General features: G+C 73.0%; 19 protein-coding genes. 15 read left to right on the top strand and 4 right to left on the bottom strand.

Annotated features, from left to right (window positions below):
- The first annotated feature begins 394 nt into the window (after positions 1-394).
- Positions 395-1,534 (top strand): undecaprenyldiphospho-muramoylpentapeptide beta-N-acetylglucosaminyltransferase, encoded by a 1,140-nt coding sequence (gene murG, locus MXD59_RS09710; protein ID WP_163547352.1) that lies wholly within the window; start codon positions 395-397, stop codon positions 1,532-1,534.
- A gap of 184 nt (positions 1,535-1,718) precedes the next feature.
- Here the strand turns inward: murG and MXD59_RS09705 are convergent, their stop codons facing one another.
- Together MXD59_RS09705 and MXD59_RS09700 are read right to left on the bottom strand one after the other, a co-directional pair.
- Entirely contained in the window at positions 1,719-2,282 is a 564-nt protein-coding gene (locus tag MXD59_RS09705) for a nitroreductase/quinone reductase family protein (protein WP_248824399.1), read from the bottom strand.
- Between the two features lie 137 nt (positions 2,283-2,419).
- Positions 2,420-4,084 (bottom strand): UDP-N-acetylmuramate--L-alanine ligase, encoded by a 1,665-nt coding sequence (locus MXD59_RS09700; RefSeq protein WP_248824398.1) that lies wholly within the window; start codon positions 4,082-4,084, stop codon positions 2,420-2,422.
- Between the two features lie 386 nt (positions 4,085-4,470).
- Here MXD59_RS09700 and ftsZ point away from each other — a divergent pair, with 386 nt between their 5' ends.
- The 7 genes from ftsZ (at position 4,471) to MXD59_RS09665 (ending at position 9,989) form a co-directional block, all read left to right on the top strand.
- Entirely contained in the window at positions 4,471-6,024 is a 1,554-nt protein-coding gene (ftsZ, locus tag MXD59_RS09695; RefSeq protein ID WP_248824397.1) for a cell division protein FtsZ, read from the top strand.
- Positions 6,025-6,047: 23 nt separating this feature from the next.
- Positions 6,048-6,779, top strand: a complete 732-nt coding sequence (pgeF, locus tag MXD59_RS09690; RefSeq protein ID WP_248824396.1) for a peptidoglycan editing factor PgeF — start codon at positions 6,048-6,050, stop codon at positions 6,777-6,779.
- Positions 6,776-7,672 (top strand): YggS family pyridoxal phosphate enzyme, encoded by an 897-nt coding sequence (locus MXD59_RS09685; RefSeq protein WP_248824395.1) that lies wholly within the window; start codon positions 6,776-6,778, stop codon positions 7,670-7,672. Before pgeF ends, MXD59_RS09685 begins: the two co-directional genes overlap by 4 nt.
- Positions 7,673-7,682: 10 nt before the next feature.
- Positions 7,683-8,243, top strand: coding sequence for a cell division protein SepF (locus tag MXD59_RS09680; protein WP_248824394.1), 561 nt, complete (start codon positions 7,683-7,685; stop codon positions 8,241-8,243).
- Between the two features lie 49 nt (positions 8,244-8,292).
- Entirely contained in the window at positions 8,293-8,577 is a 285-nt protein-coding gene (locus tag MXD59_RS09675) for a YggT family protein (RefSeq protein WP_504858348.1), read from the top strand.
- Between the two features lie 93 nt (positions 8,578-8,670).
- The gene (locus MXD59_RS09670) at positions 8,671-9,651 is read left to right on the top strand and encodes a DivIVA domain-containing protein (RefSeq protein ID WP_248812714.1); all 981 of its coding nucleotides are present in this window, start codon (positions 8,671-8,673) and stop codon (positions 9,649-9,651) included.
- Positions 9,652-9,830: 179 nt separating this feature from the next.
- On the top strand, positions 9,831-9,989 hold the full coding sequence (locus tag MXD59_RS09665) for a hypothetical protein (RefSeq protein ID WP_248824393.1): 159 nt from the start codon (positions 9,831-9,833) through the stop codon (positions 9,987-9,989).
- 458 nt (positions 9,990-10,447) lie between these two features.
- On the opposite strand, the gene ileS is transcribed toward MXD59_RS09665, so the two are convergent.
- A complete protein-coding gene (ileS, locus tag MXD59_RS09660) occupies positions 10,448-13,768 on the bottom strand; it encodes an isoleucine--tRNA ligase (protein ID WP_248824392.1) in 3,321 nt (1,106 codons plus the stop codon).
- Positions 13,769-14,270: 502 nt separating this feature from the next.
- Here ileS and lspA point away from each other — a divergent pair.
- The 7 genes from lspA (at position 14,271) to MXD59_RS09625 (ending at position 20,783) form a co-directional block, all read left to right on the top strand.
- Complete coding sequence (lspA, locus tag MXD59_RS09655) at positions 14,271-15,059, top strand: signal peptidase II (RefSeq protein WP_248824391.1); 789 nt, start codon at positions 14,271-14,273, stop codon at positions 15,057-15,059.
- Entirely contained in the window at positions 15,056-15,994 is a 939-nt protein-coding gene (locus MXD59_RS09650) for an RluA family pseudouridine synthase (RefSeq protein WP_163548525.1), read from the top strand. Before lspA ends, MXD59_RS09650 begins: the two co-directional genes overlap by 4 nt.
- Entirely contained in the window at positions 15,991-16,995 is a 1,005-nt protein-coding gene (locus tag MXD59_RS09645) for a hypothetical protein (RefSeq protein WP_248824390.1), read from the top strand. The genes MXD59_RS09650 and MXD59_RS09645 overlap by 4 nt, the downstream gene beginning before the upstream one ends.
- A gap of 150 nt (positions 16,996-17,145) precedes the next feature.
- A complete protein-coding gene (locus tag MXD59_RS09640; protein ID WP_248824389.1) occupies positions 17,146-17,790 on the top strand; it encodes a DUF6308 family protein in 645 nt (214 codons plus the stop codon).
- An 89-nt stretch (positions 17,791-17,879) separates the two neighbouring features.
- Positions 17,880-18,842 carry an ABC transporter ATP-binding protein gene (locus MXD59_RS09635; RefSeq protein ID WP_163548522.1) on the top strand — a complete coding sequence of 321 codons (963 nt, stop codon included), beginning with the start codon at positions 17,880-17,882 and terminating at the stop codon, positions 18,840-18,842.
- Positions 18,843-18,882: 40 nt separating this feature from the next.
- On the top strand, positions 18,883-19,863 hold the full coding sequence (locus MXD59_RS09630; protein ID WP_248824388.1) for an ABC transporter permease: 981 nt from the start codon (positions 18,883-18,885) through the stop codon (positions 19,861-19,863).
- Between the two features lie 227 nt (positions 19,864-20,090).
- Positions 20,091-20,783, top strand: coding sequence for a hypothetical protein (locus tag MXD59_RS09625; RefSeq protein ID WP_248824387.1), 693 nt, complete (start codon positions 20,091-20,093; stop codon positions 20,781-20,783).
- On the opposite strand, the gene MXD59_RS09620 is transcribed toward MXD59_RS09625, so the two are convergent.
- On the bottom strand, positions 20,731-21,405 hold the full coding sequence (locus MXD59_RS09620) for an LON peptidase substrate-binding domain-containing protein (RefSeq protein WP_248824386.1): 675 nt from the start codon (positions 21,403-21,405) through the stop codon (positions 20,731-20,733). The genes MXD59_RS09625 and MXD59_RS09620 overlap by 53 nt on opposite strands.
- Positions 21,406-21,622 lie beyond the last annotated feature (217 nt).

Here is a 21,622-nt window from a genome sequence, read left to right as displayed (position 1 = left end):
GCGTGAGCCGGCAGAGCCGCGTGGACGCCGCGAGCCGCGTGCGTCGACAGAGCCGCGTGGACGGCGTGAACCGAGTGAACCGCGTGGAGGGGGCCAGCGCGAGTCCGGCGGGCGGCGGGAGGCGGGTGAGACGCGGGACACGCGCTCGGCGGGTGGCTCGCGGAGCTCCGGGCGGGGGAGCGGGCGGCCCGACGGTGACGACCCGGTGGGTCCGGAGGGTCATCCGCCAGGTCGCCGCAGGTCACGGGGGGTGGACAGTCGGGACATCGGTGGCCGGGCGCCGACCGGGCCGCGCCGTCCGGGACGTGGGATGGGCACGCCGTCAGGGCCCGCCGGGCGCGTCGGCGGGCCCGGGGTGACATCGGTGCGCCGTGATGTGTCATCGTCTTGACCGATGTTGCGAAGCGTGGTGCTCGCCGGCGGCGGGACAGCCGGCCATGTCGAACCCGCCCTTGCCGTGGCGGATGCCCTGCGGGACGTTGACCCGCGGCTACGGCTGACCCTGCTGGGCACGGCGGTCGGTGTCGAGGCACGGTTGGTGCCGGCGCGCGGCCATGAGCTGGCGACGGTGCCGAAGGTGCCGATGCCGCGCCGTCCCGGCCCCGATCTGCTGCGCCTGCCCGGGCGGCTGCGCGCCGCGATCCGCCAGGCCGGCTCCGTCCTGGACGAGACCCGGGCCGACGTCGTCGTCGGCTTCGGCGGGTACGTCTCGGTGCCGGCCTACCTGGCCGCCCGCCGCCGCGGCATCCCGATCGTCGTGCACGAGGCCAACCCCCTGCCGGGTCTGGCCAACCGTCTCGGTGCCCGCTTCACCCCGTACGTCGCCACGTCCTACCCGGGGACGCCCCTGCGTGGCGCGACCCTCACCGGCATCCCGCTGCGCGCGGAGATCCTCACCCTGGATCGTTCTCCCGCCGCCGTGCGCGCCGCCCGCGGCCGCTACCACCTCGACCCGCACCGTCCCACCCTGCTCGTCTTCGGCGGATCACAGGGTGCGCGCAGCCTGAACCAGGTGATGACCGCGGTGGCGCGTCCGCTGGCCACCGCCGGCGTCCAGGTGCTGCACGCCGCGGGCCCCAAGAACTACGACGAGGTCGCCGCGGCCCTGCCCCGCGGTCTGCCGGCTCCCTACGAGCTGCGGCCGTACCTGGACCACATCCCGTCCGCCTACGCCGCCGCCGACCTGACCCTGTGCCGCTCCGGGGCGATGACCTGCGCGGAACTCGCCGCGGTGGGCCTGCCCGCCGCGTACGTACCGCTGCCGATCGGCAACGGTGAGCAGCGCCGCAACGCCCTGCCGACCGTGGAGGCCGGTGGTGGTCTGCTCGTCGAGGACAGCGCGCTGTCTCCCGACTGGCTGCTCGAGAACGTCCTGCCGGTCCTCACCTCGGCGGAACGTCTGGCCAAGATGTCGGCGGCCTGCGCCGGCACCGGCCATCCCCGTGCCGCCGCCGCGATCGTCGAGCTGATCCACACCGCCGCCGCCACCCGCCGGCGCACCCGTCGCTCCCGCCCCCGCCACGCGGCCTCCTGAGCACGGCCGTCGTCGCGGCTGCCGGCCGCTGTCCGGTCCTCGGCCTGGCCTATTGAGCTCGTCCGCCAGCCGTGGACGTCCGCCAGCCGTGGACGTCAGGGGGCCGTGGACGTCAGGGGGCCGTGGACGTCAGGGGGTCTGGGGCCGCACCACCCGGACGGGACCGGGGTGGACGGCGGGGCGATCAGCGCAGCAGGGCGAGCACGACCACCGGGATCTCGCGGTCGACCTGGTCCTGGTGGCCGCGGATACCGGGCATGGTCTCCACCAGCGCGGCGTACAGGCGGACCCGCTCGTCGGCGGTGGCGGTCGTCGCCTCGGCGTCGACGCGCTCGTGGCCGAGTTCCACGACGACCTTGGGGTTCGCGGTCAGGTTGAGATACCAGTCCGGATGGCGCGACGACGCCATGTTCGAGGCGAACACGACGAGACGGTCGGATCGCCGCGCATCGACCCCGGACCCGCCCGCGGCGGCCGGCTGGTCGCCCTCGCCCATGCTGCTGCTGTCGGTTGTGGTGCTGCCGTCGGCGGCGGGGCCGGCGTCGGGGGTGGGGGCCTCGGCGACGTAGCCGAGCGGGGTGACGTGCTCCTTGCCGGAGTGCCGTCCGATCGTCGTCAGGAGTACGAGACGGGAGCCGGGCAGGGTCTTCTCCAGGACGCCACCGGTCGCCCGGTACTCGGCGATCACGGTCTGGTTGACGGCCTTGAGGTCGAAGCCGGGTGTGCGGGGAACCTGCGTGTCAGCCATCGTCTCAATCCATTCTCACCGGTCGCCGCCGGCCGGAGCCGGCGGTGGGCGTGTTGCGGCAGTCAACCATCCGTCCCGCGTGAGGGCACGCAGGATCGGTCGGCCTCGCCGCGTCGGACTGGTGGACCGCGGCGCGATCAGGCGGGCAGGGGGATGCCCAGCGAGGCGAGCAGGCGGGGGCCGACGGTCGTGATCGTCCCGGCGCCGAGCGTCAGCAGCAGCACACCCCGGGTCGCTCCCCGCCCCGAGGATTCAGGGGCGGCGGGGCTGCCGTCGACGGGGCCGCTGGACGGTGGGACACGGGGCGCGGGGGGGACGGACGCGGGGTCGTCGAGTGCGGTGTGGACATCGGCGGTGAGGCGGTCGATCAGAGCCGACCACGGCACGTAGTGGGCGGGCGGCGCGGTGATGCGGCTCACCAGGTCGCTGGGATGCAGGCCGAGGTCGTCGGTCTCGCGGGCGGCGTAGACGTCGGTCACGTAGACGCGGTCGGCGTCGGTGAAGGCGGCGGCGAAACCGTCCAGCATGGCCGCGAAGCGGCTGTAGGTGTGGGGCTGCAGGACCGCCCACACGTCGCGGTCACCGGCGCGGGAGCGAGCCGCGGCGAGGGTCAGCCGGATCTCGGTGGGATGGTGCGCGTAGTCGTCGATGATCTCGAGGCTGTGGACACCGTCCGGATCGGCCGCGGCGGAGGTGACGGGCAGGGGTGTGCCGTCCACGGCGGTGGCGGTCAGGGGCGCGGCGGCGGGGGAGACACCCGCGGGCAGGATCTCCGCCGGCGGACGGACGGACGGCTGCCAGTAGCCGACGAACTCGAACCGGCGCGCGGCCCCAGTATAGGTCGCCAGGGTGCCCAGAGCCTGGGCGGGTTCGACGCCGAGCTCGGTGGCGACGGCGAGCGCGGCGAGCGCGTTGAGCACCGAGTGGTGGCCGGGCACGGCCAGGACCAGGCTGCCGACCTCCTCGCCCGCCCGCAGCACCCTGGCCCGGGTCGTGTCGTCGGCGGCGGGGACGACGTCCACGGCCCGCCAGCGGCGACCAGCGCCGAAACCATAGTCGGTCACGGTCACACCGGCGGACCAGGCGGGGTCGGCGCGCAGGGCGGCCAGGACCGCGCTCACGCCGGGATCGTCCCCACAGGCGACGAGGTGACCACCGGGGCGGATGCGCCCGGCGAAGGCGGTGAAGGCGGCGCGCACGGCGGCCTCGTCCGGGAAGATGTCCGGATGCTCCCACTCGACGTTGGTGATGATCGCCAGGGTGGGGCTGAGGCCGGCGAAGGCCCCGCCGTACTCGTCGGACTCGAGCACGAAGACGTCCCCCGCCCCGGTGAGCGCGTTGCCACCGAGCTGGGAGACCTCCGCCCCGATGACGGCGGTCGGGTCGAGCCCCGCGGCGCGCAGCACCAGGGCGAGCATCGCGGACGTCGTCGACTTGCCGTGTGAGCCGGCGACCGCGACCAGCCGGTAGTCGGCGGTGAGTTCGGGCAGCCACTCGGACCGGCGGCGCACCGGCAGGCCCAGCTCACGGGCGGCGACGATCTCGGGATGGTCGTCGGCCAGGGCGCTGGAGGCGACCACAACGTCCACCCCGGCCAGTTCGGTGGCGAGGGCCCCCGGCCCGGTGGCGGGGCCGACGCGCACGGGGACGCCACGGGCGCGCAGCGTCGCCACCCGGGGGGAGTCCTCCGCGTCGCTTCCGCTGACGGTACCGCCGCCAGCCAGGTGGATCTGGGCGAGGGGCGACAGCCCGGCACCGCCGATGCCGAGGAAGTGGACGTGCTGGGTCCGCTGACGGGTCACGGGGGCAGTACATCATCCTCGGTACCTGACCTGATGCGTCCGGGTAGGGCCGTCCGGGTGAGTCCGCACGTGTCATCCGGGTGCGCACGGTGGTGCGAGGGACACAGCGGTGTCAGGGGTGCGGAGCGGGCTGTGTCAGGATTCTGGGGAGAGCTGGGACACGAAGCGGGATGACGCGCCGGCAGCTTCCTTGACCAGTGCCTAAGCCGTGCCTACTGTCCGATCCACAGCCGGAAGTTGACATAACTGTAACCGTCTAGCTGACGGTGAAGGTTGAGACTCTGACTGTTTCCCCCGCTCGCCGCGCGGCAATGCCGTCCCGCGGTGCCGCAGGGGCGGGGTTAATCCCCGTCCGACCACCGACGCCGCTGGAGGACCGACACCGCATGGCTGCCCCCCAGAACTATCTCGCGGTCATCAAGGTCGTCGGGATCGGTGGTGGTGGTGTCAACGCCGTAAACCGGATGATCGAAGTCGGTCTCAAGGGCGTCGAGTTCATCGCCATCAACACCGACGCCCAGGCCCTGCTGATGAGCGACGCCGACGTCAAACTGGACGTCGGCCGTGAGCTGACCCGGGGCCTTGGCGCCGGGGCCGATCCCGAAGTGGGCCGACAGGCCGCCGAGGACCATCGCGAGGAGATCGAGGAGGTCCTCAAGGGGGCCGACATGGTCTTCGTGACCGCCGGCGAGGGTGGTGGCACCGGAACCGGTGGCGCCCCCGTGGTGGCGAACGTGGCCCGCTCGCTGGGCGCGCTCACCATCGGTGTCGTCACCCGGCCGTTCACCTTCGAGGGCCGGCGCCGGGCTACCCAGGCCGACACGGGTATCGACACCCTGCGCAACGAGGTTGACACCCTCATCGTCATCCCGAACGACCGACTGCTCGCGATGACAGACCGCGACATCAGCGTTCTGGACGCCTTCCGCAGCGCCGACCAGGTGCTGCTCTCCGGTGTTCAGGGCATCACCGACCTGATCACCACCCCGGGTCTGATCAACCTCGACTTCGCCGACGTCAAGACGGTCATGTCGCATGCCGGCAGCGCCCTGATGGGTATCGGCCGAGCCAGAGGTGACGACCGTGCCACCGTGGCCGCCGAACAGGCCATCGCCTCCCCCCTGCTGGAGGCGAGCATGGACGGTGCCCAGGGCGTTCTGCTGAACATCTCCGGTGGCTCCGACCTCGGCCTGTTCGAGATCAACGCCGCCGCCGAACTGGTCGCGGACGCCGCCCATCCCGAGGCGAACATCATCTTCGGTGCCGTGATCGACGACGCGCTCGGGGACGAGGTGCGGGTGACGGTCATCGCCGCCGGCTTCGACACGGTGCAGGACCGCCGTACCCGCACGCTCAACGCGACCCAGCGCCGCCCGGGTGCTCCCGGTGCCACCGGTCCCGGCGCGACCGGTCCCGGCGGGGCGGGCGGGGGTGCGGCCCTGCCACCCGGCGCCACCGGCGCCGCGTCGACGACGATCCTCCCGCCGCTGCCCACGATCCCGGGCACACCACGTACCGTCACCGCGGCGCCGTCCTCGCCGCCCCCGGCGACTCCACCAGCGGCCCCCGCGGCTCCCGCGCCGGCCCCGGCCCGTGCGCAGGCCGCCGCGCCCACGCCCAGCTACCTCCAGGCACCTCCCTCGCCGATCAGCTCGTCCAACGTCGGGCACTACCACCCCGACCCGTTGCCCGACCCGCCGGCGACCCGCCCGAGCGCCAACCCCGGCGACTCCACGGTCATCCCCACGGTCGAGTCCCGGGTCGCGCCGCCGGCACGGGAGACGAACATCGAACCGTCCACGGGCGATCACGGCTATGGCGCCCAGCACCGGTCCGAGCCGCCGCGCGCCAGCGGCCCCCGGCCGACCTACCCGCCGCGTCGTCCCGTCCGCCCGGTCGCCGACGACGACGAACTGGACGTGCCGGACTTCCTCAAGTAGCCGACCCAGGGGAGACCCCGGCCATGCCGGTTCTCGTGACGACCCGGGCGGGCGGGGTCAGCGCACCACCCTTCGGCGGGCCCGACACCGCCACCGGGCTCGACGCGGCCGGCCGGCCCGACGTGGTCGGTGGGCTCAACCTCGGCGACCATGTCGGGGATGACGCGGACGCGGTGGCGGCCAACCGGGCTCGGCTGGCCGCCCGGCTGGGCGTGCCGGTCCGGTACATGCGCCAGGTCCATGGTCGCCAGGTCGCGCTGGTGCGCGAGCCCGGGCCGCCGCCCGAGGCGGACGCGCTGGTCACCGATGTGCCTGGGCTCGCACTCGCGGTGATGGTCGCCGACTGCGCACCGGTGCTGTTCGAGGCGCCGACCGCGGTCGGGGTCGCCCACGCCGGCCGGGTGGGCATGGCCGAGGGCGTCATCGGCGCGACGGTCGAGGCGCTGACCGATCTGGGGGCCCGCCCCGACCAGCTCGAGGTCACCATCGGGCCATGCGTGTGCGCGGGCTGCTACGAGGTTCCGGCGCCGCTGCGCGCCGAGGTCGAACGTCTCGTGCCGGGCAGCGCGGCCCACACCCGGCAGGGCAGTGCGGCCATCGATCTGCGGGCCGGCATCCTCGGCCAGCTCACCAGGATGGGTGTGACTCGCGTCGCGGTGTCCGCTCGGTGTCCGGCCGAGGACTTCTCGCTCTACTCCTACCGCCGCGACGGACGAACCGGCCGCTTCGCCGGCCTCGCCTGGCTGCCGTCATGACGGACGCCGCCAGACCAGCGCACCACGCCGACCAGCCACGCCACGCCGACGAACGGCGCCGGGCGGATCTTGCTGGCCGGCTGGCCGCGGTGCGGGAGCGGATCGCCACCGCGGCCGTCGCCGCCGGACGAGACCCCGCCGAGCTCACTCTTGTCGCGGTCAGCAAGACCTATCCGGCCGAGGACGCCGTGATCCTGCACACTCTTGGCCTGCGCGACTTCGCGGAGAACCGGGAGCAGGAGGCCGGACCCAAGGTGAACCTCGTCACACACCAGCTCCTTGGGGGCGGTGCGCCACGAGCGGGGGGACCCGAGGCGGGGGCGGGGGCGGCGGCGGACCCGGCGAAGGCGGCGTCGACGCCGGGCGCCGGGCTGGCGGTGCCCGACCGGCCGGTGTGGCACTTCGTGGGACAACTCCAGCGCAACAAGGCCAGATCCGTGCTCCGTTGGGCGGACTGGGTGCAGTCTGTGGACCGTGCGGCCCTGGTGGACGGCCTGTCACGGGCCGCGGTCGAGCGTGGCCGGCCACTGTCGGTCTGCCTGCAGATCTCGTTGGACCCCCCGAGGGCCTCCAGTGGGGCGGATTCGAGTGGGGTTGCCGTTTCGGGCCGTGGCGGCATCGATCCGGGCGCCGTCAGCGAGCTCGCCGATCTCGTCGCGCGGGCACCCGGGCTGACACTGCGCGGGGTGATGGCGGTTGCGCCACGTGGTGAGTCACCACGTGGCGCATTTGCCCGTCTGCGGAACGTCGCGGAACGCCTGGTCAGAGACCACCCTGGAGCCACGGTGATCAGTGCCGGCATGTCAGGAGATCTCGAGTCGGCCATCGCCGAGGGCGCGACACACCTACGGATCGGGACCGCTTTGTTCGGTGAACGGCCTGGTGTCCCTTAGAGTCGCGCCCATGGGGCTCGGGCGCAGGGCGATGGTCTACCTCGGTCTGGCCGAGGAGGACGACGACTATCTCGATGACGACTACGACGACGACGGTCGTGCGGTAGACCATGACGATCGGCGTCTTGACGATCGCCGAATGGTGCATGATCCGGTTCCGATGGACCGCTCGGTCCGCCGGATCGACGCACGGGAGGAGTCGGTCGCCATGCCACGTCGTCCACCGGTCGAACCGCTTCGCCCCACCGGACCCGTGCCGGTGCGCCGGGTGGCCCCCGTCGAGGAGCCACACCCCTACCGGATCACGACGCTCCAGCCACGTAGCTACAATGAGGCTCGCCAGATCGGTGAGGAGTTCAGGGACGGCACGCCCGTTATCATGAACCTCACCGACATGGACGATGTCGACGCCAAGCGGCTGGTCGACTTCGCCGCCGGGCTGATCTTCGGGTTGCGTGGTGACATCGAGAAGGTGACCAACAAGGTCTTCCTCCTCTCGCCGCACAACGTCGAGGTCACCGAGACGGACAAGCGACGCATCCGTGAGGGTGGGTTCTACAACCAGTCATGACGGGGTTCGCGAGCTGGTCGCGTCCCCCTGGTTCACAGGAGAGGGTGCCATCAGCACGCTAGGACAGCTGCTCTCGTGGCTGCTGCTGGTCTACCTTCTGTTCCTGATCGCGCGTTGGATCACGGACCTGGTACTCGTCCTCGGCCGCTCGTTCCGCCCCACCGGGCCGCTGTTGGTGATCTTCGAAGCTGTGTACACGGTGACTGACCCCCCGTTACGGTTCATCCGGCGCATCCTGCCTCCGTTGAGGGTGGGTAGTGTCCAACTTGACCTCGGCTTTCTGGTGCTGTTTCTAGTGATCGTCGTGTTGCGAAGCTACGCCCAGAAGCTGTAACGGGGTTGTGTGCACACCGCGAACGCGGGCGCGGGAGACTGCCCGCAGACCGCCCTCTCTTCGGGGAGCGGCGATGCCGCACGAGGAGGCGACGTGGCTCTGACACCACAGGACGTACAGAACAAGGTCTTCAGTCCGACGCGGTTTCGCACCGGCTACAACGAGGATGAGGTCGACACCTTCCTTGACGAGGTCGAAGCGGAACTGACCCGGCTGCTCGACGAGAACAGCGACCTGCGTCGCCAGCTCGACGAGGCCCGCCGCTCCGGTGGCGGAGGGCCCGCGGTGCCCGCGCAGATCCTGGAGGAGAACCAGGGCCTGCGCCGTCAGGTGGACGAGTCCCGTCGCCAGATCGCGCAGTTGCAGGCCCAGGCCGCTCAGGCCGCCCGTGAGCGCGCCGCCGCACCCCCCACCGGCCCGCAGCCCCCCCAGCCCCAGCAGGGTGGCGCGCCGACCACGGTCATCCCCGCCGTCGGTCAGGGCGGCGCCCTCGCCCGCACCGGCCCCAGCCAGGCCAGCGAGGCCGAGATCGAGCAGCGCGTCGCCCGCACGCTCGTCCTGGCCCAGCGCACCGCCGACGAGGCCCTGCGGGAAGCCCGCGCCGAGTCCGAGCGTGCCCGCCGCGACGCCCGCGCCGACGCCGACCGCATCATCGGCGAGGCCCGCGCCCACGTCGCCGAGCAGCTCGGCGGCCTGGAGGAGGACAAGCGTCGCCTCGAGGGCCAGGTGGAACAGCTGCGCGCCTTCGAACGCGAGTACCGCACCCGCCTGCGTGCCTACCTCGAGATGCAGCTGCGCGACCTCGACGGCATGCCGACCCAGCCCGCCGTCGGCGCCGGCGCCCCACAGCGCCCCGGCCTCAACCCCGGCGCCCCCACCCCGGCGCCCACCGCCGTCAGCATGGGCCCGGGCCCCGGCCCCGGTCAGGGCGGTGTTCCGCAGAGCCCCGGCCACCAGCCGACCTTCCCCCCCGGCCCCCCCATGCCCGCCGGCGCGATGGCCCGCGACAACGGCCACGGCCGCCCCGACCTCGACCCCGCCCGCCGCGACGGCCCCGGCATCCAGGAGTACTGACGCCCCCGGCGCCCCGGCCCCGGCCTCGGGCTTCCGGTTGAGCTCGGGGGCTCGGCACGCCCCGACGCACCCCGGCTTGGCGCTCTCGGTTCCGTCGGTGGTTTCGACCTGACGGACGGGCCGGCTGAGCGCGCCGCGTGCTGGATGGCTGTGCCTGACACTGTGAAGGAGTCTGCCGCGTGTTGACGCTCTGTGGCGCGTTGCTCGCGGTCGGCCTGGTGCTGGCTGTGCTGGGTATCGTCGCCAGCAGCGGCTTCGTCTACGCGTCCGTGATCGTCGTTCTGGTCGCGTGGGCTCTTCTACCCCTGGGCGCCCTGCGCCGAACCCCCGCTCCCTGAACATCGCGGCGCGAGGGTGCGCCGCGATCCCGCCCGCCGCCCGGGTCGTCCTGTGGTGCAGCGGTTGCTTCGGGTATCCGAAAATGATCCTCCCCCGGGATTCGCCCGGGCCGCTTCCCGTGGCTCCTCGACCATCTCTGTCATCCACGAGATGTCACCCTGACCGCGCCAGCCCCTGGATGTACGAGGGGCCAACGGGTCGCCAGCCCTCAGCACGATCTGATCACCGTCTGCCGGGCGCTCGGTACGGCCGGACAGGTGCGGCTGTCGGGTCATGCCGCTGGGGCAACGAGCACGCCTGCGGCCGTGGCTCGCGATGAAGATCATGGCGTGCCGAGGGTTGTTCGGGAAATCGGCCTCGACTGCCCGAACAACCCTCGGCACGCGCCCTTACAACCCTCGGCAGCTGCGCTGCGCTGGGACATGGCGGCCGCAGCGCCGCAGCGCCGCAGCGCCGGTCAGCTGGCGGTGGCGGCCGGGGTGGGGAGGGTCGCGCGGGTCAGGCTGAACGTGAGGCCGAGGTCGCTGTTGGCGCCGGTGTCGGTACCGGTGCCGGCGCCAAGGTCGGTGTTGGTGCCGGTGAGGGGGGTGGTCTGAGTGGGCAGGGGGGCCAGGTCGGCGGGGTCGACCTCGGTGAAGGTGACGGCGAGGACCTCCTCGGCGACGGTCTGGCTGTGGGTGCGCAGGGCGAGAGCGGTGGGGGCCAGGGTGCTCGCCCACCGGACGTCGACGCGGTCGGTGATGTCGAGACCGGCGGCCTTACGGGCGTCCTGAAGGATGCGGACGATGTCGCGGGCGACACCGGCGCGGGCCAGATCGGGGGTGATCTCGAGGTCGAGGGCGACGGACAGGCCGGATTCGGCGGTGACGGCCCAGCCCTGCCGGGGGGTCTCGGTGATGATCAGATCGTCGCCGGAGAGCTCGATGGTCTCACCGTCCACGGTGAGGGTGAGGCGGCCGTCCACCGGTGCGCCGGCGGTGGCGATGGCGGCGGCGACGGGCTTGGTGCGGTTGCCGAAGCGACGGCCGAGGGCGCGGAAGTTGGGCTTCACGGTGACGTCGACGAGGTCGGACGTGGCCGCCTCCACCGTCCCGACGTTGAGCTCCTCGGCGATCTGGGCGTGCAGTTCGGGGGTGAGGGTGGCGAAGGCAGCGGCGCCGACGACGGCCCTGGTCAGCGGCTGACGGGTGCGCACACCACTGGACGCGCGGGCCGCCCGGCCGAGTTCGACGATCCGGCGCACCAGCTCCATCTGCGCGGACAGCTGCGCCGAGTGCAGGTCGGCGGGCAGCTCGGGCCAGCTGGTCAGGTGCACGGAGTCGGGGGTGGTCGGGGTGGTGTCGGCGAACAGGCGCGCCCACAGCCAGTCGGTGAGGAAGGGCGTGAACGGCGCCATGATCCGGGTCAGGGCGTCCAGGCAGGTGTGCAGGGTGGCCAGGGCGTCCGGGTCGCCGGCCCAGAAACGGCGGCGGGAACGGCGCACGTACCAGTTGGACAGGTCGTCGACGAAGCGGGCGATGCGTCGTCCGGCGCGCAGCGAGTCGAAGCCGTCCAGGGCCTCGTCCACCTCGGCGACGGTGTCGGCGAGCTCGGACAGCGCCCAGCGATCCAGGACGTGTCGGCGCGCCGACACACCGGCCGGGGCCGTCTCACCGGCGGCCGTGGTGCTGGCGGTGTCTGTGCTGGCGGTGTCCGTGCTGGTGGTGTCCGTGCTGGTGGAGGGGCGCCAGCCGGCGGCACCGGCGTAGAGGGCGAAGAAGGACGCGGTGTTCCAGTAGGTGAGCAGGACGCGGCGGACGATGTCCTCGATCGCCTCGTGGCCGACCCGACGATCGGACCAGGGGGAGCCGCCGGCGAGCATGAGCCAGCGGACCGCGTCCGCGCCGTGCCGGTCGAAGAGTTCGAACGGGTCGAGGACGTTGCCGACGTGCTTGCTCATCTTGCGGCCCTCGGCGTCCAGCAGCAGCCCGAGGCAGAGCACCGTCTCGTAGGACGAGCGGTCGAAGACGAGCGTGCCGATCGCCATCAGGGTGTAGAACCAGCCGCGGGTCTGGTCGATCGCCTCACAGATGTACTGCGCCGGGTAGTGCCGGGCGAACTCCTCGGCGCCCCGGTGCGGGGCACCCCACTGGGCGAACGGCATCGCGCCGCTGTCATACCAGACGTCGATCACCTCGGGCACCCGGTGGGCGTCCGCCCCGCAGGTGCGGCACGCCACCGTGATCTCGTCGACGAACGGGCGGTGCGGGTCGAGGCTGGTCAGGTCGCGTCCGGCGAGCTCCGACAGTTCCGCGAGCGACCCGACGCAGACCAGGTGGGACGGGTCGTCCGCGCACCGCCAGATCGGCAGCGGGGTGCCCCAGTAGCGGTTGCGGGACAGCGCCCAGTCGACGTTGCCGCGCAGCCACTCGCCGTACCGGCCGTCACGGATGCGGGACGGATGCCAGTCGGTGCGGGCGTTCTCCTCGAGCAGACGGTCGTGGATCGCGGTGGTGCGGATGTACCAGGACGGCAGCGGGTAGTAGATCAACGGGGTGTGGCAGCGCCAGCAGTGCGGGTAGCTGTGGGTGTAGGTCAGCGCACGCCACAGCCGGCCACGGGCGGTCAGGTCCGCGTTCAGCGGTGCGTCGGCGTCCTTGAAGAACAGCCCGCCGACCAGCGGTGTGTCGGCGACGAACCGGCCGTCGCGGCCGACCGGGTTGACCACCGGAAGCCCGGCGGCCCGGCAGACGGCGAGGTCCTCGGCGCCGAACGCGGGGGACTGGTGGACGAGCCCGGTGCCGTCGGTGGTGGTGACGTACGCGGCGGTGACCACCGTGTGCGGGACACCGGTGCCGGTGGCGAACAGCGCGGCGTCGAGCAGGTCGAACGGCCGCTCGTAGCGGGCACCGGCGAGCGCGCGGCCGGTGAAGCGCTCGAGGACACGGGCATCCTCCCCGACGGCCGCGGCCACCAGCGCCTCGGCGACGACGAACAGCTCGCCGCCGGCGGCCTGGACCAGCACGTACTCGACGTCCGGGTGCACGGCGACGGCCGTGTTCGACACCAGCGTCCACGGCGTGGTCGTCCACACCAGCAGGTGCGCGCCCCGCTCGGCCAGGCCAAGCCCGTCGGCGAGCAGGGGGAAACGGACGTACACCGACGGGTCGTCGACGTCGGTGTAACCCTGGGAGACCTCGTGGTCGGACAGCGGGGTCTCGTCCCGCGGGCAGTACGGGGTGACGCGGAAGTCCTCGACCAGCAGGCCCTTGTCGAAGATCTGGCGCAGCGACCACCAGACACTCTCGATGTAGCTGGTGTCCATGGTGCGGTAGGCGGTGTCGAGGTCGACCCAGTAGCCCATCCGCTCGGTCATCGCGGCGAACTCGGCGACGTGGCGCTGCACCGACTCGCGGCAGCGCTCGTTGAACTCGGCGATGCCGTACGCCTCGATGTCGTTCTTGCTGGTGAAACCGAGTTCCTTCTCGACGGCGAGCTCGACGGGCAGGCCGTGGCAGTCCCAGCCGGCCCGGCGGGGGACGTGGTAGCCCTTCATCGTGCGGTACCGGGGGAAGATGTCCTTGAAGACGCGGGCCTCGACGTGGTGGGCGCCGGGCTTGCCGTTGGCGGTCGGTGGGCCCTCGTAGAAACGCCACAGCGGCCGGTCGGCGCTCGCCGCGAGCGACCGGTGGAAGACCTTCGTGTCCTGCCAGCGGGCCAGCGTCTCGCGTTCGAGGGCGGGCAGGTCCGCCTGCGCGGGCAGCGGGGCGTAACGGGGGGTGCGTGGGGCGTCGTTCATCGTGGCGGACCCGGTCTTCCTCGGTCGTCGTCGCTGGCTGGTCGTCCCTCTGCCTGGCATCGGTGCCGGACAGGGGCATCGGTGCCCAGGCAGAGGGACGACGCCACCGGACGCCCGCACGGGCAGCCGGGGGTACCGCGGTACCACCCTCCTTGCACGCCCGGTGCCGGCACCGCCGCGGAACTCACGGCGAGGACGGCGGACCGGGCGGCCTCTCGTCACGCGCGCGACGACCGGATCTACTGAGGGCCCGCGGCACCGGGAGGTGCCAGGGCGCGGGCTCCGTTCTGCCGGCAGCTCAGGGGTGATCTTCGCGGACGTGCTGGCCACCGGGCTTCCACCAACCCCGGCTCGCTCGGGCCGCACTCGCCGCTACTCGTCCCCATCGACGCCGTGTCGCGCACGACCGAGTCTAGTCGACCGGGCCGACAGTTCTCCCGGTCGGGATCGCGTGGGGCGTGGGGCGTCCGCAAGCCGCGGGGTGGCCCGTAAAGTGGACCCGATGGGGGAGGCGACAGGTATCGGGACGACCAGGGTCTCGTCGGCCAGCCTCTCGTCCACCAGCGTCTCGTCGGCCAGTGTGGCGTCGGCCAGTGTGGCGTCGGCCGGTGTCGCGCCGGCCGGTAGCGCGACGACAAGCATCGGGAGCAGCGTGTCCGAAGATCCCACCGGCCGCGGTGCCCCCGCCTCCGCCGCCAGCCGCCCGGCGGGGGTGGGAGCGGCCCGCCGTCCCGTCGCCCTGCTGGTCGCGACCGCCGCGGCGCTGATCGCCCTCGACGTGATCACCAAGCATCTCGCGGTGGCGAAGCTGTCGGGCCGCAACCCGGTCGAAGTGATCCCGGGTGTGCTTGACCTCGAACTCACCCGCAACTCCGGCGCCGCGTTCAGCATCGCCGGCGGGTCCACCGTGGTGCTGAGCCTGGTGGCCCTGCTGGTGATCGGCGTGGTCGTCTTCACCGCCCGCCGGCTGCGCTCGACGGGTTGGGCGGTCGTGCTCGGTGCCCTGCTCGGTGGGGCCATCGGCAACCTGATCGACCGGATCTTCCGCGCGCCCGGTCCGCTGCGTGGCCACGTCGTCGACTTCGTCCACCTGCACCACTGGCCGATCTTCAACGTCGCCGACTCGGCGATCGTCTGCGGTGGCGTCCTGGCGGTGCTGCTGTCGCTGCGCGGCGTCGGTCTGGACGGCAGCCACCACACGGACATCCCGGACGGTGCCCGCGGGGATGGCGCGACCCCCGAGCACACCGAACGGTCCGAGCCCTCCGAGCAGCAGGCGCCGCGCGGGTGAACACCAGTGGTGACCTGCGCAGCCTCCCGGTGCCCGACGGCCTGGACGGGGTCCGCCTGGACGCGGCGATCGCGCGGATGTTCGGGCTGTCCCGCACGGCGGCCGCGACCCTCGTCGAGGACGGCCAGGCCAGCCTCGACGGTCAGATCCGTGGCCGGTCGGACCGGGTCCGTGGTGGCTCGTGGCTGGAGGTGTGCCTGCCGGCGCCGCCGCGGCCCATCACCGTCGAACCGACGCCGGTCGCGGGGCTTGGCATCCTGCACGACGACGACGACATCGTCGTCGTCGACAAACCGGTCGGGGTCGCCGCCCATCCCGCCCCCGGGTTCACCGGGCCGACGGTGATCGGCGCGCTGGCCGCGATGGGCTACCGCGTGTCGACCTCCGGCGCCGCGGAGCGCCAGGGCGTGGTGCACCGTCTCGATGTCGGCACCACCGGCGCCATGGTCGTGGCCAAGAGCGAGCGGGCGTACACCCTGCTCAAGCGGGCGTTTCGGGAGCGGGAGGTGGACAAGCGCTACCGCGCCGTCGTGCAGGGCCATCCCGACCCGTCCCGTGGCACCGTCGACGCCCCGATCGACCGGCATCCGCGGCGTCCGGGCCTGTTCGCGGTGGTCGCCGACGGCCGGCCCAGCGTCACCCACTACGACCTCGACGAGGCGTTCCGGGCCGCGTCGCTGCTGTCGGTGCGCCTGGAGACGGGCCGCACCCACCAGATCCGCGTGCACCTGTCGGCGCTGCGGCATCCCTGCGTCGGCGACCTGGCCTACGGTGCCGACCCGACCCTGGCCGAGCGGCTGGGGCTGCGCCGCCAGTGGCTGCACGCGGCCTCGCTGTCGTTCGAACATCCCGGGCATGGTGGCCAGGTCACGTTCACCAGCCCCGATCCGGCTGATCTCGCCGACGCGCTGGAACGGCTACGGGACCAGACATGACCGAGGCGGCCGGTGCCCGCGCCGGCGCCGGTACGGGCCTGGGTGCCAGCGGGCACGGGGCGCTCGGGGCGCTTGACCGGTTGGACGACGTCGTCGTGCCCCGGGCCCGCCATCTGGTCGTGGCGCTGCGGCGTCTGCTGGTGGCCGGCTTCGACCCGCCCGCGCGGCGGGCCCGGCAGGTCGTCGACCGGCTACGGGTCACCGAGGGCGACGACGGTGCCGCCGGTCCGATCGTGCTGCCGGGCGGCAGGGGTGGGCGGATCGTCGTGCTCGGCGTGGTGACCCTCATCGTGGTCAGCGCGGTGGCGGCCATCGTGCAGGGCGCCCGCGACCGGGCACCGACCCTGGTCGCCACGGGCGGGGCTGGGCACGGCAGGGGATTACCGGGCGGCTCGGCACCCGCTCCGGTGCCGGCCAGCGCCCCCGAAGGCGGTGCGTCGCAAGGCGGTGCGTCGGAGGGTGCCGCCGCGGTGCCGGCGGTGCGGATCGGGCCGGCCGCGCAGGACACGGTCGCTGACTATCTCGGCGCGAGCCGGCAGAGCCTGGCCTCACTGACCGCGGCCGCACCCGCCACCGACGTGTACGCCGTGGCCAGCCTGACCGCCGCGGTCGCCCCCGGCGGGCTGCTCGACGTCGTCGGCGGCTACCGGATCGTGCAGGTGTTCTTCACCGCGGGGATCAGCGGCGAAACCGAGCAGGTCACGGTGCGTGACCCGGTGGCCGATGTCCAGGCCGCGTTCGCCGCCGCGGCGAGCCAGGCGTCCGAGCGCGCCGCCGCCGACGGGCGGGCCGGCGACGCGCACGCCCAGGAACGTGACGATCGCGCCGCGGCCGACCTGCGGGCCGGTTGCGCCTGCCTGTTCGCCGCGGTCGTGCGTGCCCCGGCGGGACGACTCACCCAGCTCGCCGCCGACCCCAGGGTCCGTGTCGTCGACCCCGCGCCACCCGACACCGCCCCGCCGACTGTGACCTTCATCCCACTGGTACCGGATCGGCGCTGACTCGCCTGGTGGCGTATCGCATCATCGGCGCTGGTCGCGGTCAGTTCCAGGTCATACTGCGGCCAACCCCGACGCTCCCGGACCGGCGGGGACCGGGCAGGATGACGGCGGACATGGTTTAGGTTCCGGACAACGACAAGGAGCCCAGCGGTGAAGCTGGCGAGAGGGACCCGAGAGGTCTTCGACGCGGAAAGCCTGCTGGCCGAGTATCTGGGCCCTCGTCGGCGCGGACTGCGGTACGCCTACCCCTACTACGACGGTCTGGTCACCAACAGCGACCCGGACCTGCTGTGTACCAGTGATCTGCTCGCCCCGAGTCTGCTCGGCGTGCACGTCGCCGTCGACCGGATGCACACCCTGACCGCCCTGCAGCCGCTGCTGCAACGCGCGCTGGACAAGCTTCCCCCCGGGATCGAGCTGGTCGAGGCCGACGAGGTGACCCTTGACCTGGTCGCGGCCCTCTACGACCCGCTTGACGACCCCGACGTCTCCGACCGCGACGTCAAGGGCTCGCTGATCGCGAAGGTGCTGCACCGCAAGCGTCCGGCGTTGGTGCCGCTGTTCGACTCCAAGGTGCGGATCTTCTACCAGCATGAGGACTGCGTCCCGCCGTCCCCCCGCGACGGCCGCAGCTGGCGGCAGTACATGGGCCTGCTCGTTCGGGCCATGCAGTACGACCTGAGGGAGAACGCCGAGGAGTTCCGTCGGCTCGCGAGCCTGGTGCCCGAGGGCGGTCCGCCCGTCACCCCGCTGCGGATGCTCGACATCGTGGTCTGGATGAGCAGCGCGGTCTGATACGCAGTGCCCCGACATAGGCGCCGATGCGGGGGGTGTGAGGCTTCCCCGACGACCGGGGCGGCCCGCTCGCCGGTTCGGCTGCGAGAATGGGCGGCGTGTTGAGCTACGCCGTCCGCGGGCTCACCCGGCGACACGGGGTGGGCGAGCACTCCGTCCTCGCAAACGACGGCATCGACCTCGACGTGCGCCAGGGTGAGGTGTTCGGAGTCCTTGGCCCCAACGGTGCGGGCAAGACGACTCTGGTCCGCCAGCTGATGGGCCTGTTGCGCCCGGATGCCGGCACGATCACGATGTTCGGTCGAGACGTCCGCGCCGAACCCGACCTGCCCTCCCGGCTGGCCGGCTACCTGGGTCAGGCTGACCTGGCCCTGGCCGAACTTCCGGTGGCCACGGCCGTCGGCACCACCGCCCGGATGCGCGGGCTGTCCCGTGCCGACGCCCGGTCCGCGCGCGACGCCATCCTGACCGAACTGGGCCTGACCGAGGTCGCGCACCGGCCGCTGTCGAGCCTGTCCGGTGGGCAGCGGCGGCTGGCGTGCGTGGCCACGGCGCTCGTCGGCGACCGGCCGGTGCTGATTCTCGACGAGCCGACCACCGGCCTTGACCCGGTCGCCCGCCGGGCGGTGTGGGGGGCACTGCAGCACCGCCGGGACACCGCCGGCACCACCATCGTGCTCATCACGCACAACGTTCTGGAGGCCGAGTCGGTGCTTGATCGGGTGGCCGTGCTCGAGGCCGGGCGGGTCATCGCCTGTGACACGCCCGGTCAGCTCAAGGCGTCCGTCTCCGGCGACGTCCGGCTCGACCTCGCCTGGCGGCACGACCCGCCCACCGACGATCCGACCATCGCCATGCTCGCGGGCCTGGCCACCATCCGCGGCCGCCGCTGGACGGTGCGGATGGCCCCCGTCGCCGCCCGCGAGGCCCTTGGCCGGCTCACCACCGGAGCGGCCTTCGCCGCCCTGGACGACTTCAGCCTCGCCACACCGTCCCTGGAGGACGTGTACCTCACCCTTGGCGGGGCGTCCCGAGACCTGGAGCGGACGTGACCGAACCTCTCTGTCGTCCGGCCCAGCAGGTGTGGGCCCGATGACCGTTGTTCCCGACGCCCGTGGCACCACGATGAACGTCGTCCGCAGCGTCCCGGTGGCGAACCTGCCCGGGCTGACCGCGCCGGAGGCCACCGCGCCCCGCACCGACCCACTGCCGCGCGCCGAGCCGTCGGCCGACCAGTCGTCCGCTGACCAGGCATCCGCTGACCAGTCGTCGGGCGACCAGGCGCTGTCCACGGGGCCCGCGGGACTGATGCTGCCGCGCATCCCGGCGGCCACCGGCTTCGGGACCGCCTTCGGCGCGGTCTACCGGGGGCAGCTCGCCCGGTCGAAGGTCGGACGGATTCCCCTGCTGTTCGTCGCGTCGTTCCAGTCGATCGGCATCCTGGTGCTGCTGCGGGGCATCCTCGACGTCGGCGACAACGCCGCCGCCGGGCAGGTCGTCGCCGGGTCCACGGTGCTCGTCGTCGCGTTCGTCGCGCTGAACCTGCTGGCGCAGCGCTTCGGGGCGCTGCGGGCCGCCGGTGCGCTGGACTACTACCTCACCCTGCCCATCCCACCGGCCGCCGTGGTGCTTGGCACCGCCGCGTCCTATGCGACCTTCGCCGCCCCCGGCACGCTGGTCACCGCGGTGTTCGGCAGTCTGCTGTACGGGCTGTCGCTGTCCGGGCTGTGGCTGCTCGCGCCGGTCGTGCTGCTTTCCGGGGTGTGCCTGTCGGGTATCGGCGCCGCCGTCGGCCTGCTCGCCCCACGCCCGGAACTCGCGACGATCGCCGGTCAGCTCGGCATGAGCATCGTGCTGTTCCTCGGGGTCATCCCCGCCGACCGGCTGCCCGAGGTCGGCCGGCTGGCCCGCGACGCCCTGCCCAGCACCTACGCCGTCGACGCCCTGGCCGCCGCCTTCCAACGCGACGTCAACTGGACGACGGTGGTCGCCGACCTCGCCGTCTGCGCCGCCGTGGGCGTCGGCGCCCTCGCCATCGCCGTCCTGGCCCTGCGCCGCGTCGGCACCTCCTGACCCACCCGTCCCCGGGGCGCTGACCGGCCCGTCCCGGGGCGTTGAAGGACGGGCCGCGGCCCCGGTGCTCGCCGCCCTCGCGCGCCCGCGCGGCCGGCGGGTCGGCTGCTGGCTTGGGCGGCGGGGCCGGTGTACCGGCACGATAGGGTCAGGTGTCAGAAGCGGTCGGTATGGCGGTTCCCGCGATGAGACCGCCGAGCGGGTGCCTGGTGGCGGAGCGGGGCGACGTGAGGGAAAGATCATCCGAATCCGGGCCGGTCTCGGCTGGTCCGCAGGATCCGTCGGCGCCCCCCGCGTCACCGCTGGGAGCCGGCATCCACGGGGATGCGGGTGAGCGGGCCGGGTGGTTCGCGGTCCTGCCCGGGCGAGGCGGTGCGCATCCGGGGCTCGGGTCGCCGGGGCGACGGGGATATCTCGCCGGGCTGATCTGCGCGGCGGTCATGGTGGTGGCGGGGTTTCCGCTCGGTCTGCTGTGGGCGGCGGCGGCGCCGCATCTGAATGTGAACGGGGCGCTGGCCGGTAACGAGTCGGCGTTCGCGGTGCAGAGCGACATCGACGCCCGGTTCGGGCTCATCTGCGCCGTCGCCGGGCTGATCGGCGGCGCGGTGGCGCTGTGGCGGGCACGGGACGCCGGGTGGCCGGTGCCGCTCGGGCTCGCCGCCGGTGGGGCCGCCGGGGCGCTCATCGCCGGGTGGACCGGTCATCTGCGCCGGTCGGCGGACGCCCTGCACGGGCTGCCGGCGAACGCGTCCTCGGTGCTGGTGGATCTGGTGGACGTGCGGGTCCGGGCGCACGGCCTCTATCTGGTGCTGCCGGTGACGGCGCTGCTGGTGTTCGGGCTCGGCCTGTGGGTGGCGTCCCTGCGGGTCAGTTCGGGCTCGGGTCGACGCGGCGCAGCTCACTCGACCCGATCGTCGTGATCCGCCCCAGCAGCCCGACCTCGCGGTGCAGCAGCGCCCGCTCGGCGCGCAACCGCTGCGCCGCGTCCGCCTGGGCGAGCAGCCCCTGGCGTTCGGACAGGTCGGTGACCGCGGCGGCGGCCACCACGTAGGACAGCGCGATCGGATCGTCCGGCAGGTCCGGCAGGGAGATCTGCACGGTGCCGGTGGCGGCGAGCCGCTCGGCGTAGGTGCGCATCAGGCGCTGCACCGGGCCGATGGCCTCCTGGGCAGCCTGGGCGTCACCGACCTCGTCCGGCAGGTACTCGACCTGACCGAGCAGGTAGGGCGCGCCCCGCTGATCGACCTCGTCGATGCGGAAACGCCGCCCGCCGACCGTCAGCAGCGAGAACCGCCCGTCGGGATGTTCCTGGACGCGGCGCAGCACCGCGGTACAGCCGATCTGGTGCAGCGCCGGCACCGCCGGACCCACCTCGCGCCCGCGCCGGATCGCCACCACCCCGAAATGGCGGGAGTGGTCGTCGGGCTGGGCGAGCAGTTCGCGGACCAGCGTCCGGTACCGCTCCTCGAAGATCTCCAGCGGTAGCACCAGCCCCGGCAGCAGGACGGTCCCCAGCGGGAACAGCGGCAGTCGGGTGCTCATCGCCGGCGTTCTCCCCCCTCCGGCGCTCTGCACCGGTCCACGGCCGAGCCTTTCTGCAACTTTGTCCCGGGACGGGCACGGTGTCCATCCGGCAGGCTCTGTGATTCTTCCCTTTCCTCGGCCGACAGGCGTCCCACACCCGCCGCGCCGGCCGTCCGCCGTGGTGTGGGGTGGCCCGACCGGGGGATGCGTTCCGATGGGGAGGTAATCGGGACAT

Origin of the sequence: Frankia umida (genome assembly GCF_023242945.1) — a bacterium.
In the GTDB taxonomy this organism is placed as follows: domain Bacteria; phylum Actinomycetota; class Actinomycetes; order Frankiales; family Frankiaceae; genus Frankia; species Frankia umida.
This window is presented reverse-complemented; position numbering and strand designations above follow the sequence as displayed.